Annotated in this window: 14 protein-coding genes; 7 read left to right on the top strand and 7 right to left on the bottom strand. The window is 69.8% G+C overall.

Annotation, left to right across the window (positions count from 1 at the left end; genetic code table 11):
- The first annotated feature begins 60 nt into the window (after nucleotides 1-60).
- The 4 genes from ACH49X_RS29415 to ACH49X_RS29400 are packed head-to-tail and all read left to right on the top strand — an operon-like array spanning nucleotide 61 to nucleotide 3,541.
- The gene (locus ACH49X_RS29415) at nucleotides 61-945 is read left to right on the top strand and encodes an ABC transporter substrate-binding protein (RefSeq protein WP_397071483.1); all 885 of its coding nucleotides are present in this window, start codon (nucleotides 61-63) and stop codon (nucleotides 943-945) included.
- Nucleotides 946-958: 13 nt separating this feature from the next.
- On the top strand, nucleotides 959-2,107 hold the full coding sequence (locus tag ACH49X_RS29410) for an ABC transporter ATP-binding protein (protein ID WP_357207761.1): 1,149 nt from the start codon (nucleotides 959-961) through the stop codon (nucleotides 2,105-2,107).
- A gap of 43 nt (nucleotides 2,108-2,150) precedes the next feature.
- Complete coding sequence (locus ACH49X_RS29405) at nucleotides 2,151-2,810, top strand: ABC transporter permease (RefSeq protein WP_357207758.1); 660 nt, start codon at nucleotides 2,151-2,153, stop codon at nucleotides 2,808-2,810.
- Nucleotides 2,807-3,541, top strand: a complete 735-nt coding sequence (locus ACH49X_RS29400; RefSeq protein WP_323124373.1) for an ABC transporter permease — start codon at nucleotides 2,807-2,809, stop codon at nucleotides 3,539-3,541. Before ACH49X_RS29405 ends, ACH49X_RS29400 begins: the two co-directional genes overlap by 4 nt.
- Nucleotides 3,542-3,696: 155 nt before the next feature.
- Here ACH49X_RS29400 and ACH49X_RS29395 read toward each other — a convergent pair whose 3' ends face one another.
- From ACH49X_RS29395 to ACH49X_RS29380, 4 genes are all read right to left on the bottom strand, one after another.
- Nucleotides 3,697-4,893, bottom strand: coding sequence for an NADP-dependent malic enzyme (locus ACH49X_RS29395; protein ID WP_397071423.1), 1,197 nt, complete (start codon nucleotides 4,891-4,893; stop codon nucleotides 3,697-3,699).
- A gap of 494 nt (nucleotides 4,894-5,387) precedes the next feature.
- A complete protein-coding gene (locus ACH49X_RS29390; RefSeq protein ID WP_357207757.1) occupies nucleotides 5,388-6,926 on the bottom strand; it encodes an FAD-binding protein in 1,539 nt (512 codons plus the stop codon).
- 51 nt (nucleotides 6,927-6,977) lie between these two features.
- Nucleotides 6,978-7,190 (bottom strand): hypothetical protein, encoded by a 213-nt coding sequence (locus ACH49X_RS29385; protein ID WP_357207754.1) that lies wholly within the window; start codon nucleotides 7,188-7,190, stop codon nucleotides 6,978-6,980.
- A gap of 50 nt (nucleotides 7,191-7,240) precedes the next feature.
- Nucleotides 7,241-8,095 (bottom strand): PHP domain-containing protein, encoded by an 855-nt coding sequence (locus ACH49X_RS29380; protein ID WP_195082121.1) that lies wholly within the window; start codon nucleotides 8,093-8,095, stop codon nucleotides 7,241-7,243.
- 75 nt (nucleotides 8,096-8,170) lie between these two features.
- Here ACH49X_RS29380 and ACH49X_RS29375 point away from each other — a divergent pair, with 75 nt between their 5' ends.
- The gene (locus ACH49X_RS29375; protein ID WP_357207859.1) at nucleotides 8,171-9,262 is read left to right on the top strand and encodes a magnesium and cobalt transport protein CorA; all 1,092 of its coding nucleotides are present in this window, start codon (nucleotides 8,171-8,173) and stop codon (nucleotides 9,260-9,262) included.
- A 10-nt stretch (nucleotides 9,263-9,272) separates the two neighbouring features.
- Here the strand turns inward: ACH49X_RS29375 and ACH49X_RS29370 are convergent, their stop codons facing one another.
- From ACH49X_RS29370 to ACH49X_RS29360, 3 genes are read right to left on the bottom strand one after another with little or no spacing between them, the layout of a single operon-like run.
- Nucleotides 9,273-9,854 (bottom strand): suppressor of fused domain protein, encoded by a 582-nt coding sequence (locus tag ACH49X_RS29370; RefSeq protein WP_195082122.1) that lies wholly within the window; start codon nucleotides 9,852-9,854, stop codon nucleotides 9,273-9,275.
- A 3-nt stretch (nucleotides 9,855-9,857) separates the two neighbouring features.
- Nucleotides 9,858-10,349: a general stress protein gene (locus ACH49X_RS29365; RefSeq protein WP_195082123.1), complete on the bottom strand. Its 492-nt coding sequence runs from the start codon at nucleotides 10,347-10,349 to the stop codon at nucleotides 9,858-9,860.
- Nucleotides 10,350-10,361: 12 nt separating this feature from the next.
- Entirely contained in the window at nucleotides 10,362-11,318 is a 957-nt protein-coding gene (locus tag ACH49X_RS29360) for a CoA ester lyase (protein ID WP_195082124.1), read from the bottom strand.
- 63 nt (nucleotides 11,319-11,381) lie between these two features.
- Between ACH49X_RS29360 and ACH49X_RS29355 the strand changes: the two genes are divergently transcribed.
- Together ACH49X_RS29355 and ACH49X_RS29350 are read left to right on the top strand one after the other, a co-directional pair.
- The gene (locus ACH49X_RS29355; protein WP_195082125.1) at nucleotides 11,382-12,662 is read left to right on the top strand and encodes a magnesium transporter MgtE N-terminal domain-containing protein; all 1,281 of its coding nucleotides are present in this window, start codon (nucleotides 11,382-11,384) and stop codon (nucleotides 12,660-12,662) included.
- A 37-nt stretch (nucleotides 12,663-12,699) separates the two neighbouring features.
- Nucleotides 12,700-13,350: a DUF1003 domain-containing protein gene (locus tag ACH49X_RS29350; protein ID WP_195082126.1), complete on the top strand. Its 651-nt coding sequence runs from the start codon at nucleotides 12,700-12,702 to the stop codon at nucleotides 13,348-13,350.
- The last annotated feature ends 152 nt before the right edge of the window (nucleotides 13,351-13,502 follow it).

The raw sequence follows: 13,502 nt of genomic DNA, 5'->3' as shown, positions 1-13,502 counted from the left end.
GCGCGCGTCGCAGTGCGCGCGGCCCGCATCCTCGCGGCCGCGACGGCCCTCGCCGTCGCGATGGCCCTGTCGGCTTGTGGCAATTCCGATCCACTCGCCGCGGGCGGCAGCTGTGCTGGAGACGGGTTGATCGTCGGTTCCGCGAATTTCCCGGAGTCGGAGACCATCGCCGAGGTGTACGCGGAAGTGCTGCGCGCCAACGGTTTCAGCGTCGACACCAAGCTGGGTATCGGCAGCAGGGAAGCCTACATTCCCGCGTTGCGGCAGTGCGCCATTTCGGTGATCCCCGAGTACACCGGCAATCTGCTGCAGTACCTGGACAAGAACGCCACCGCCACCAGCGCGGCCGACGTGGAGAGTGCGCTCGGCACGGCGCTCGGTTCCGATCTCGCGATCGGCACGGCCGCGCCCGGGCAGGACTCCGACGCCGTCGTCGTCACCCGGGCCACCGCGCAGCGCTGGAACCTGAGCACCATCGCGGATTTGGCGGCGCACTCGCCGGAGGTGAAATTCGGCGCGCCCGCCGAATTCCAGGAGCGAGCGGGCGGCCTGCCCGGCCTGAAGAAGAACTACAACCTCGATATCGCGGCGAACAATTTCGTGCGGATCGCCGACGGCGGCGGTCCCGCCACGGTGCGGGCGCTGGTGGAAGGCCAGGTGACCGCGGCCAATATCTTCACCACCTCGCCCGCCATCACGCAGAACGACCTCGTGGTGCTGGGCGATCCGAAACACAACTTTCCCGCGCAGAACGTGGTGCCGTTGCTCAACGCGAGCAAGAAGTCCGACAAGGCGCTCGCGGCGCTGAACGCGGTGTCGGCGCAACTGACCACCGCGGAACTGATCAAGCTCAACGAGGCGGTCTCCGGCGCGGGCAAGACCGAGCCCAAAGCCGCCGCCGCGGCTTGGGTGACCGCCAAGGGGCTGAACAAGCCGGTGGGCTAGAAAGGGGAATTCGGTGTCGGATATCGAATTCTCCGGTATCAGTAAGACCTATCCGGACGGCACGCACGCCGTCACCGATTTGGATCTGCGCATCGAGTCCGGATCGTTCACCGTGTTCGTCGGGCCTTCCGGCTGCGGCAAGACGACCTCGATGCGGATGATCAACCGCATGATCGTGCCAAGCTCGGGGACGATCACCGTGGCCGGACAGGATGTCTCGACCGTCGATCCCGTTCGGCTGCGCCGCGGGATCGGGTACGTCATCCAGAGCGGCGGCCTGCTGCCGCACCGGACGGTCGTCGACAATGTCGCGACGGTTCCGGTGCTGCGCGGTGACTCGCGACGCGCCGCCCGCGCCGCGGCGCTCGAGGTACTCGACCGGGTCGGCCTGGACCGCTCGCTGGCCCAGCGGTATCCGGCGCAGCTGTCGGGCGGTCAGCAACAGCGCGTCGGCGTGGCACGCGCGCTCGCCGCCGACCCTCCGGTCCTGCTGATGGACGAGCCGTTCAGCGCCGTCGATCCGGTGGTGCGCGCCGAATTGCAGATCGAGATGCAAAGGCTGCAAGCGGAATTGCACAAGACCATCGTGTTCGTCACCCACGACATCGATGAGGCGATCACGCTCGGCGATCGCGTGGCGGTGTTCGGGCGCGGCGGGGTACTCCAGCAGTACGACGCGCCGCAGCGCGTGCTCGCTCGGCCCGCCACCGATTTCGTCGCCGACTTCGTCGGCCGCGACCGCGGTTACCGCGGGTTGTCCTTCCGGTCCGCGAAGGACGTTCCGCTGCACGACATCCGGACGGCCGTCGCGGACGAAGTGCGCGAGCTGCGGCTGGAGGCGGGCGAGTGGGTGCTGGTGGTGGACGCCGACGGCAAGCCGATCGGCTGGATGGACGTCACCGGCGTCGAGGGATTCCGGGCCGGCCGCGCACTCGCCGACAGTATGTCGGCGGGCGGTTCGCTGTTCACCCCGTCCGGCGACCTGCGCCAGGCGCTGGACGCCGCGATCTCCTCGCCGTCCGGGATCGGCGTCGCCGTCGACAGCGCGGGCGCGGTGCGCGGCGGGGTGCTGGCCGCCGAGGTGCTCGAGCAGCTGGCCGGACAGCGCGCCCACGAAGACGCCGAGCGCAACCGGCACTTCTTCGAGGAGCGAGTGCCGTGAACGAACCGGACGCGGCCGTGCGCGACGGAATCCGGGCGGCGGCATGAGGTATCTGGTCGAGAACTTCGCGCAGGTCATGGGAATCACCGCGACCCACATCTATCTCGCCATGACGCCGCTACTTCCTGCCTTGGCGATCGCGATCCCGGTCGGCGCGCTGGTGCGGCGGGCGGCGTGGCTGCGCCGGGTCACGGTGACCGTAGCGAGCCTGGCCTACACCGTCCCGTCGCTGGCGCTGTTCGTGATCATTCCTCCGCTGGCGGGCCTCTCGGCCATCGATCCACTGAACGTGATCATCGCGCTCACCATCTATTCCACGGCGCTGCTGGTGATCGCGGTCCCCGCGGCGCTCGATTCGGTGCCCGCCACGGTGCTCGACGCGGCCGACGCGGTGGGCTACGGCCCGCTGCGCCGCACGCTCACGGTGGACCTGCCGTTGGCCGTGCCGGTCTTCGTGTCCAGTCTGCGGGTGGTGGTGGTGACCAATATCGCGATGGTGTCGGTCGGCGCGCTGATCGGCGTCGGTGGGCTCGGCAGACTGTTCACCCAGGGCTATCAGCGCGATTACCCGGACGAGATCGTGGCGGGCATCATCGTGACGCTCGCGCTCGCTCTGGTCGCCGACCGGGTGGTGTACGCGCTGGGCCGCTGGTCGACGCCGTGGGTGCGCGCGGACGTCAGGACGAAAGGCGCCGGGTCGTGAACCTCTTCCTCGACGCCTGGCACTACTGCACCGACGGCGCCAACTGGAGCGGCCCTTCCGGCATCGGGACCCGTATCGTCCAGCACCTCTGGTACAGCTTCCTCACCGTGGCCGTCTCGGCGGTGATCGCGGTGCCGCTCGGCCTGATCATCGGCCATACCCGGCGTGGAGCGGCGGTGCTGGTCGGCTTCGCCAACGCCATGCGCGCGCTGCCGACCCTCGGCCTGCTGACCTTCCTGGTGCTGCTGCTCGGCCTCGGTCTGATACCGCCGCTGCTGGCGCTGATCACCGTCGGCATCCCCCCGCTGCTCGCGGGCGCCTACGCCGGAATCGCGAACGTCTCCGCCGACGTCGTGGACGCCTCGCGCGCCATGGGCATGACCGAACGGCAGATCCTGTTCCGGGTGGAGGTGCCCAACGCGCTGCCCATCCTGCTCACCGGGCTGCGCGGCGCGACGCTCCAAGTGGTGGCCACCGCGACGATCGCCGCCTACGTCGACCTCGGCGGCCTCGGCCGGTACATCTTCGACGGCATCAGCCTCTACCGCTACGACCGGGTGCTGGTCGGCGCGCTGCTGGTGGCGGTGCTGGCGATGCTGCTGGACGGGCTGCTGGCCGTCGCGGTGTGGGCCAGCGCGCCGGGAGTGGACCGATGGCGCCGCGTGCACCGGGCCGCCCGTCCATCAGCGGCTCCACTGCCGGACGCGGACGAAGCCACCGTACGCAGCTAGCCGGCGAAACGTTCAGTCATCGGTGACGCGCAGTGCCGCGACGATGTCCGGCGCGCTCGAGCCGGCGATGGCGCCGATGTCAGGCCGGGCGCGGGAGGTGAAAAGGGCGCCCATTCGCGGTCGAATGGGCGCCCTTCGGCTGATGCGGGGTGCCGTTACGCGACGCCCTCGGCGCGGGCGGCGGCCGCGACCGCTTCGGCGACGGCCGGAGCGACCCGCGGGTCCAGCGGGCTCGGCACGATCTTGTCCGGACCGAGTTCGTCGGCGACGACGCTGAGGATGGCGTCGGCGGCGGCGATCTTCATGCCCTCGGTGATCCGGCGGGCGCCCGCGTCCAGCGCGCCCTTGAAGACGCCGGGGAACGCGAGCACGTTGTTGATCTGGTTCGGGAAATCGCTACGGCCGGTGGCCACGATCGCGGCGTACTTGCGCGCCACCTCGGGGTGGATCTCCGGGTCCGGGTTGGACATGGCGAACACGATCGCCTCCGGCGCCATCGATGCGATGAGCTCTTCGGCGATCAGACCGGCGGACAGGCCGAGGAAGACGTCGGCGCCCGCCAGCGCCTCCGCCGCGCCGCCGGTGAGGCCGCGCGGGTTGGTGCGGGTGGCCAGCTCGGCCTTCACCTCGTTGAGGTCGCCGCGCTCGGCGTTGACGATGCCCTTCGAGTCGAGCACGGTCACGTCGCGGACACCGGCGGCCAGCAGGATGTTCGTGCAGGCGACACCGGCGGCGCCCGCGCCGGACACCACGACCTTCAGGCCCTCGATGCCGCGGCCCTGCACCTTGGCCGCGCCGTTGAGCGCCGCGAGCACCACGATGGCGGTGCCGTGCTGGTCGTCGTGCATCACCGGGCAGTCGAGCGCCTCGATGACGCGCTTCTCGATTTCGAAGCAGCGCGGCGCGGAGATGTCCTCCAGGTTCACCGCGCCGAAGCTCGGCCGCAGGCGGATCAGCGTCTCGACGATCTCGTCGACATCCTTGGTGTCCAACACGATCGGGATCGAATCCAGCCCGGCGAACTTCTTGAACAGGGCCGCCTTGCCCTCCATCACCGGCAGCGAGGCGCGCGGGCCGATGTCGCCGAGGCCGAGCACTGCGGTGCCGTCGCTGACCACGACCACGAGCCGATCGGTCCAGGTGTAGCGCTTGGCCAGCGCCTCGTCCTCCGCGATCGCGCGGCTGACCTGGGCCACGCCAGGGGTGTAGGCGATCGACAGATCGCGCTGGGTCTCCAGGGGAGCACTGAGTTCGACCGAGAGCTTGCCGCCGAGATGTCCCGCGAAAATTTCGTCGTTGGTGATTTCGGAAAGGCTTGCGGTGGCATTCGGTGCGTCAGTCACAGGTGACACGATTTCACTCCTGCTCGGGTCGGGCTAAACCGGGGGACGGTTACCACCGGGTAATGGGTATAAGTGTTTTCACTACGCTCATCGGGTGCGCTGACCGGCGTGTTTCGAGCGGCTGCGGGTGAGCGGACACGACTTGCCGATATCTCGATGACGGGCGCGGCACTGATCCGCGGAGCAGAACCGGGCGGGTGGGCCCGGACAGAACATGCGGTGTGATCTCCCGGGTCGCGACGGTACGTCGGCGAGGCGGAGACCTCCGTGATTCCCTCACCCGGCGGTGGCGGAGGCAAGGAATCCGACACATTCTGCCAGTCCGGTGGGCAAGTTGCCAAACCGGTTACCCCCTGGGCCGTGTCGCGCTCCATCACCCAACGTTATGGGCCGGGAATTACCTTCAGGTAAGCGGAAACTCCCCGTTCAGCGGCCGCGTGCGGTGAGCGATCGCACCGCTCGGGGCAGCGACGGTGTGAGTGCGAGCGCGCGGCGGCGCACCCTCACGCGACGATATCGCGGGCTTGCTCCGGCACGGTTCGGGGCGCGTGCGGGCGCACCCACACCTTGCACACGCCACCGGACGTCAGCCGCACCCGCCAGGTGTCGGAGGCGCCGGGATGATCGGTTCTGCGGTGCATGCCGCGGCTCTCGGTGCGCGTCAGCGCGCTGTATTTCGTCCAGCGCGCCACCGCAAGCAGCGCGGCGGCCTGCCGGGCCCACAGCAGCTCGGCGCCGCTGCCGCCGAGGTCGAATTCCGCCCCCGGCCACATGCCGTCGAGTTCGGCGATGCTGTCGCGCAGGCTGCCCGCGCTGCGCCAGTAGCTGCGCCGCAACGGCAAGGTGTGCTCTTGCACGAGGCCGATCACCGCCCTCGGGTCGATCCGCGCCACGGCGTTGAGCCCGGCCCCCGGCACCTCGCGCACGGGGACGCGCCGGTCAGCTGTCCTGGCGAACTTCGCCGCGCCCGCGCCCGCCCAGACGCCGGAGGCGATCGCCCACGCCGCGGTCAGTCCGCCGAACCCGCTCACCGCCCCGGTGACCGGCTCGCGACTGACCACGTCGCCCGCGGCGAACAGGCCGGCGACGGTCGTCGCGCAATCCGGTCCGGTGACGCGCAACCCGCCGGTGCCGCGCACGGTGCCCTCCAGCACGGCGCGCAGCGGCACCCGTTCGGCGCGGTCGACGAAGCCGTGACGCGCCAGCCGGGAGCGAAGGGCGACCGGCACGTCGTCCAGGGCGGCGAACACCCGCTGACCTCCAGCGATGGCCGCGAGCGCCGCCGAGCGATGCCCCGACAGCTCCGCGCCGGATTCGTCGTAGAGCGGGGCGAAGCGCAAGGCGAGACTCCGCAGCGCTGCGGGCTCGGCTTTCCCGGGCGGAATCAGGCTGTAGGCGCAGGAGAACTCCATCCCGGACAGCTCGGCGCCCGCTTCCACGGCGAACAGCAAGCCGTCGCCGGTGTCCACGTCGGTGCCGGCGGCGCCGGACAGGAACGCGCAGCCGCCGGTGGCGACCACGACCGCGCCCGCACGCACGGTCCAGCGCCGGAACCCGTCCTGGGCGCACAATCCGGTGGCGCCGCGCACCACACCCTCGCGGTCGGCCAGCAGTTGCAGCGCCGGGTGATGATCGAATACGCGCACCCCGGCTTCCCGGGCCGCGCGGCGCATTCGCCGCAGATAGCGGCCGCCGTCCAGATAGCTGCGCCGCGCCGGACGCGCCGGGTCACCGGTGATGCGATAACCCCACCGGGCCAATTGCTCGATCCGCTGATGGGTCTCCTCGAGCACCCGGTGCATCCACTCCGGATCACCCAGCGCGCCGCCGTGCGCGTGCCCGCGCCGCACCGCCTCGTCCCGCGCCGGGCCGGGCGGAAGGTGCCACAGGGGGATCGCGCCGTACGCCGTCGGCCCGCTCGACCCGCAGCGCGCCTTGTCGACCAGCACCACGGCGGCGCCGGCCGCGGCGGCGGAGACGGCCGCCCAGGCACCGGCGGGACCACCGCCGATTACCAGTACGTCCGTCTCGAGTTCGGTCATAAAGAAAAATGTTCGGGCACAATTCATCGGCCCGCAACCAAAACTCGGGGGTCAGCTCCACCATTGCGTCCACAGCAATAGTCCAGCAGCCAGAAAAACGACCATCGATCCGGCAAAGGCGGCCCAACCACGATGCCGATCCGAATAGATCTGCGCCCCGAGGGCGACCACCGCGGCCGCCACATGCCAGGCGACCGATTCGCCACCGGGACCGGGAAAGCCGCGCCGCTGCGCGATGACCGCGGCGCCGACCACGATCAGCATGCCGACCACGGTGCCGCCGGCGACGATGCCGCTGAGGCCGCGCACCAGTCTCACGAGGCGATCACCGGAACGCCGGAGGCCTTGCCGGCCAGCTTCTCGAATTGCTCGGGATCGGTGGTGAACTCGCCGAGCCGGATGGTCTTGTTCGTCCCGTGGTAGTCCGACGAACCGGTGGTGAGCAGGCCCAATTCCGCGGCGAGATCGGTCAGCAACGCGCGGTCGGCCGCGGAGTGGTCCGGGTGCGCGATCTCGAGGCCGCCGAGGCCGAGCGCGGCCAGCTCCCGGATGTCGTCGAGGGCCAGCAGCCTGCCCCGCTTGCGCGCCCTGGTGTGCGCGAGCACGCTGACACCGCCAGCGGTGGCGATCATCTCCACCGCGCGACGCAGCGGGGTGTCGGCCTTCTCGGCGTAGTACGGGCCGTGCGGCGCGAGCAGTTCGTCGAACGCGGCGTCCACACTCGCCACCACGCCCGCGGCGACCAGCGCGCGGGCCAGATGCGGGCGCCCGGCCGACGGCCCGGCCGAGGCCAGCACGGCGTCGGGATCGATGGGCAGTCCGTCGGCCGCCATCCGCTCGGCCATGGCGCGCAGCCGTTCCACCCGTTCGGCGCGCAGCCGCTCGCGTTCCTCCGCGAAGCCACGGTGGGTCGGATCGAACAGGTAGGCCAGCAAATGTACGGGCACCGGCCAGCCGTCCTCCCCCAGGCCGACGCAGGACATCTCCATGCCGCGGACCAGGGTCACCCCCTTCGGCAGCGCCTCGACCGCTTCCGCCCATCCGGCGGTGGTGTCGTGGTCGGTGATCGCCACCACGTCCAGGCCCGCGGCGGCCGCGTTCCGCACGAGTTCCGCCGGAGTGTCGGTGCCGTCGGACGCGGTCGAATGGGTATGCAGGTCGATGCGCACGCCTTCAAGTCTTACAGTGCCGCGAGGTCGTCCCGCACGCGCAGGCGAAGTTCCGCCAGGCCGGGGCGACGTAGCATCGTCAGCGTGCCGTCCTTCTCCCCGCTTTCGTCACTTCGTGGATCCGGCCGGACGCCGTCGCAGCAAGGGCAGCGGTTCATCCCGGTTCCGACGGCGCAGGCGATCGTCGACTGCGCGGTGTACGTGGACGGTAAGCGCCTGCCCGGACGATTCACCCACAAGGCGGCCCTCGCGCGCGCCCGCGAGGAGGCCAACGGATTCGTCTGGGTGGGCCTGCACGATCCCGACGACACCCAGATGAACGACATCGCCGAGACGTTCGGACTGCACCAACTGGCCACCGAGCATGCCCTGCAACGGCACCAGCGGCCGAAGCTGGAGCGGTACGACGATTCGCTGCTGCTGGTGCTGCGCACGGTCAGCTATGTCCCGCACGAGATGAACAGCATCAGCGAGATCGTGGAGACCGGCGAAATCATCGTGTTCACCGGCCCCGACTTCGTGGTCGCCGTCCGTCACGGTGAGCATTCCGGGCTGGCCGAGGTGCGCAAGGCTCTCGAGGAGGATCCCGCGCAGCTGGCGCTCGGACCGGGCGCGGTGCTGCACGCGATCGCCGACCGGATCGTGGACTCCTACATCGAGGTGGCCCAGTCTGTCGAGAACGACATCGACGAGATGGAAGAGGAGATCTTCACCCCCCGCAGCAAGGTCACGGTGGAATCCATCTACCAGCTCAAACGGGAGGTGGTCGAGCTGCGGCGCGCGGTGAACCCGCTGGCAGCGCCGCTGGAACTGCTCAGCCACAAGCCGGATCTGCCGGTGCCGAAGGAGGTCAGGCGCTATCTGCGCGACGTCGCCGAACATCACGCCGCCGTGGCCGAGCGCATCAACGATTTCGACGAGGCGCTCAGCGCGCTGATCAGCGCGGCGCTGGCCAGGATCGGCGTGCAGCAGAACACCGACATGCGCAAGATCTCCGCCTGGGTGGCGATCGCGGCCGTACCGACGATGATCGCGGGCATCTACGGGATGAACTTCGACCACATGCCCGAACTGCACCAGGTCTGGGGTTACCCCATGGTGTGGGTGCTCATCCTCGTCATCTGCACCGGCCTGTTCTTCACCTTCCGCCGCAACAAGTGGCTGTAGCCGGGCGGCATCACAGGCTGGCGGCGCCGCGCCTCGGGTCGCGCACGTCGATGCCCGCCTCCTGCCACGCCTCCCGCAACGCCTGCGCGCCACGCACGCGGACCCACGCCGCCTCCGTCGCGGTCACCGGCGTCACCGCGAAGTAGCGAACCGGGTCGGCCGGGTCGGGCAACGGCACCTCGGGAATGTCGCTGTCGCCGAGCAGGACCGCGGTGAACGGCGCGTCGCGCCACATCGGCTCGCCCAGGTCGAGCAGCGCGTCGGCTTGCAGCACAACGCCTTCCACCACCGGCGCGGCGGCCAGCACGCCGAGCGATTTGGCCAGGCCGGAGCTTGCGCCCACCCCCGACCGCAACGTCAGCACGAGTTCCGCGCGCGGCCCGCGCAGCGGATCGGCGTGCACCTCGGTGGGATCGCCCATGGGATGCCTGCTGCCGCCCAGCGTCACGTAGTGCACCAGGTCGCCCGCGACGATGCGCAGGATCTCGATCGGCTCCAAGCCGAGAAACGTCACCGACGCGGCGTCGACGCTCGCGGCGTCCACGCCGAAATGGCCCAGCACCTCGGTGCGGACCGTCTCCAGCACTTCCATGCGTCAGATCGCCAACCGCGCGAGCATGTCCCGTGCCTGCTCGGCCGACTTCGGATCGCACAGCACGTCATAGCGGCCCGCCACCAATTGCATGGTGGACGCGAAATCGCGCTGGCCCCTGGTCGCCGCGTACGGGATCGAGGTCGAGATCAGGCCGAAGATGATGCCGCCGACCAAGCCGACGACCAGCGGGCCGAGGGCGCCGCTGGTGGTGAACAGGCTCAGCAGCAGACCGAGGAACAGGCCGAGCCAGGCGCCCGACACCACGCCGCCGCCGATCACCTTGCCCCAGGTCAGCCGATAGAGAACCCGCTCGACCTGCATCAGGTCGACACCGACGATGGTCACGTCCTGCACCGGGAACTGGTTGTCGGCCAGATAGTCGACCGCCTTCTGCGCCTCGGCGTAGGTCGGGTAGGAGCCGACCGGCCAGCCCGAGGGAGGCGTCGGGAGAGCCTGTCGCGCGCGGCTCGAGTTCCCCAAGGGATTCGTCATGGTTCCATTCTGCTATTCCGACGCATCTCGCGGTGGTGTGAAACGCGTGGTGCGCGTCATGCCCGCCGCGCGGCCCTTCTCCGCGATCACCTGGGCCATCTTGGCGCTGGCCTCGTCGATCATCTCGTCGCCGAGCATCACCGCGCCGCGCGCCCCGCCCGCCGCCGAGGTGTGGAAGGCGTAGGCGTCCAGAATCTCCTCGGCCCGGTCGTAGTCCGATTGCCGCGGGCTGAAGATCTCGTTGGCCGCCTCGATCTGGCCGGGGTGCAGCACCCACTTGCCGTCGAAGCCGAGCGCGGCCGTGCGCGCGGCGGCCCTCCGGAAGCCCTCCACGTCCCGGATCTGCAGGTACGGCCCGTCGATCGCCTGGAGGCCGTGGGCGCGCGCCGCGAGCAGGATGGTCATCAGAATGTGGTGGTAGGCGTCGCCGGTGTCGTAGCCCTCCGGCTGCTCGCCGACCACCAGGGTGCGCATGTTGATGCTGGCCATGAAGTCCGCCGGGCCGAAGACCAGGGTCTGCACCCTGGGGCTCGCGGTGGCGATCGCGTCGATGTTGCGCAGCCCGAGCGCGTTCTCGATCTGCGGCTCGATGCCGATCCGGCCGACCTCGAGGCCGCAGGTCTTCTCCAGCTGGGTCAGCAGCAGATCCAGCGCGCGCACCTGGCCCGCGTCGGTCACCTTCGGCAGCAGGATCGCGTCCAGCCGCGCGCCCGCGCCCTCGACCACGGAAATGACGTCGGCGTAGGTCCATTCGGTGGTCCAGTCGTTGACCCGGACCACCCGCAGCTGCGTTCCCCACCCGGAGTCGTTCAGCGCCGCGACGATGTTCGCCCGCGCCTCGGCCTTCGCGACCGGGGCGACCGCGTCCTCCAGATCGAGGAACACCTCGTCGACGGGCAGCGTCTTGGCCTTCTCGATCATCTTCGTGTTGCTGCCGGGGCAGGCGAGCACCGAACGGCGCGGCTTCATGATCACTCCCGTCGATCGTGGCGGGATGCGAACACCCGCCCGCGAACATCTAGCCTTGGCAGCATGGCAGCTACCAGGGTGTACGTCGCCAGGCTGGCCGGTTTGGCGGTACTGGGACCGGACGGGGAGTCTATCGGCCGGATCCGGGACGTCGTCGTGGCCGTCCGATCCGACCGCCAGCAGCCACGGGTACACGGCTTGGTCGTCGAATTGCCCACCCGGCGGCGTATTTTCGTGCCGATCCTGCGGATCACCGCGATCGAGCCCGGCGTGGTCACCCTGAACACCGGAACGGTCAGCCTGCGCCGTTTCACCCAGCGACCGGGCGAGATGCTGGCCCTGGCGCAGATCGTCGACTCGGTGGTGCGGGTCGACGACCCGGACCTGCCCGACCTCGCCGGCGTCGAGGTCCACGTGGCCGATCTCGGCATCGAGCAGACCCGTTCCAGGGACTGGCTGGTCAGCAGGGTGGCCGTGCGCGGGCACCGCAGGCTCGGCCGCAGGCGCACGGTGCACGTGGTGGACTGGAGCAGGGTGTCCGGTCTGACGCCGTACGAGATCGGCAGGCCGGGACAGGACGTCACACAACTACTCGAAGGTTTCGAGGGCATGCGCGCTGCCGACGTGGCGCAGCAGCTGCGCGAGCTGCCGGAGAAGCGGCGCATCGAGGTGGCCGTCGCGCTGGACGACGAACGCCTGGCCGACGTGGTGCAGGAACTGCCCGACGACGAACAGGTCGACTTGCTCGGCCACCTCGAGGTGCGCAGGGCCGCCGACGTGCTGGAGGCGATGGACCCCGACGACGCCGCCGACCTGCTGGGCGAACTGCCCGAGGGCGAGGCCGAATCGCTGCTGGCCCTGATGGACCCGCAGGAGTCCGAGCCGGTGCGCAGGCTGCTCGAGCACTCTCCCTACAGCGCGGGCGGCCTGATGACGCCGAAACCGGTCATCCTGACGCCGTCGACGACGGTGGCCGAAGCGCTGGCGCGGGTGCGCAACCCCGACCTCACCCCCGCGCTGGCCTCCATGGTGTTCGTGGTCCGTCCGCCCACCGCCACGCCGACCGGCCGCTACCTCGGTTCGGTGCACATCCAGCAATTGCTGCGCGAGCCACCCGCCCATCTGGTGGGCGGCATTCTCGACACCGATCTGTCGCCGCTGCGCCCCGAACTGCCCTTGGCCGCGGTGACCCGGTACTTCGCGACCTACAACCTGGTTTGCGGACCGGTGGTGGACGCGGAGAACCACCTGCTCGGCGCGGTCAGCGTCGACGACGTCCTGGACCACCTGCTGCCCGAGGACTGGCGCGACCAGGAAGAGACCGACGAGCGGGGCGGAGCGTGAGCCCGCACGGCCCCGCGCCCGCCCGAAAGGACACACCGTGAGCGAGAACGACCCGGGCGCGCGGCTCGGTCCCAGCAGGGCCCGCCAACGGCTGGAGACGCCGGTGGAAAGCCGGTTCCGATTCGAGTGGGACGCCGAGGCTTTGGCCCGCAGCAGCGAACGGGTGGCCCGATTCTTAGGGACCGGTCGGTATTTGGCGGTGCAGACGATCGTGGTGCTGGTCTGGATCGCGGTGAACGTGTTCGTGGTCGCGCTGCGCTGGGACCCGTATCCCTTCATCCTGCTCAACCTGGCGTTCTCCACCCAGGCCGCCTACGCGGCGCCGCTGATCCTGCTGGCGCAGAACCGGCAGGACAACCGGGACCGGGTCGCCTTGGAGGAGGACCGGGTGCGGGCCGCGCAGACCAAGGCGGACACCGAGTTCCTGGCCCGCGAACTCGCCTCGCTGCGCATCGCGGTCGGCGAAGTGGCCACCCGCGATTACCTGCGCCGGGAATTGGAAGAGCTGAAAGGCATTCTGGACCGAATCGAGTCGGCGGAATCCCCGGATCAGGAGGCCAGGGCGGAAAGCGGCGCAAAGGGCGGTCGCAAGAAAAGCTCCGGCCGAAAGGCCGCTCCAGCAGGGGTTTCACCGTCGATAAGCCCTGATCAACCGGAAATACCGAATAAGGACCTGACCGGTGGGTAACCTGGACAACGTTGTCCAGAGCGGCCTGGGCAGGGGATGTCCCGGACGGCCGCTCCCACGACGTCGAGGATTGGGTGTGGCCGAATGCGTGTATCTGCTCCGATAACGGTCTCGGCTTTGGTTGTTGCTGGTGTGGTGGTGAGTGGTTCGGG

Origin of the sequence: Nocardia sp. NPDC019323 (assembly GCF_044389845.1) — a bacterium.
In the GTDB taxonomy this organism is placed as follows: Bacteria; Actinomycetota; Actinomycetes; order Mycobacteriales; family Mycobacteriaceae; genus Nocardia; species Nocardia implantans.
This window is presented reverse-complemented; position numbering and strand designations above follow the sequence as displayed.

Coding starts and splice junctions, on each gene's coding strand:
- ACH49X_RS29415 (WP_397071483.1), top strand. CDS start 61: ATGGCCCTGTCGGCTTGTGGCAATTCCGATCCACTCGCCGCGGGCGGC.
- ACH49X_RS29405 (WP_357207758.1), top strand. CDS start 2,151: ATGAGGTATCTGGTCGAGAACTTCGCGCAGGTCATGGGAATCACCGCG.
- ACH49X_RS29390 (WP_357207757.1), bottom strand. CDS start 6,926: ATGACCGAACTCGAGACGGACGTACTGGTAATCGGCGGTGGTCCCGCC.
- ACH49X_RS29385 (WP_357207754.1), bottom strand. CDS start 7,190: ATGCTGATCGTGGTCGGCGCCGCGGTCATCGCGCAGCGGCGCGGCTTT.
- ACH49X_RS29370 (WP_195082122.1), bottom strand. CDS start 9,854: ATGGAAGTGCTGGAGACGGTCCGCACCGAGGTGCTGGGCCATTTCGGC.
- ACH49X_RS29365 (WP_195082123.1), bottom strand. CDS start 10,349: ATGACGAATCCCTTGGGGAACTCGAGCCGCGCGCGACAGGCTCTCCCG.
- ACH49X_RS29360 (WP_195082124.1), bottom strand. CDS start 11,318: ATGAAGCCGCGCCGTTCGGTGCTCGCCTGCCCCGGCAGCAACACGAAG.
- ACH49X_RS29355 (WP_195082125.1), top strand. CDS start 11,382: ATGGCAGCTACCAGGGTGTACGTCGCCAGGCTGGCCGGTTTGGCGGTA.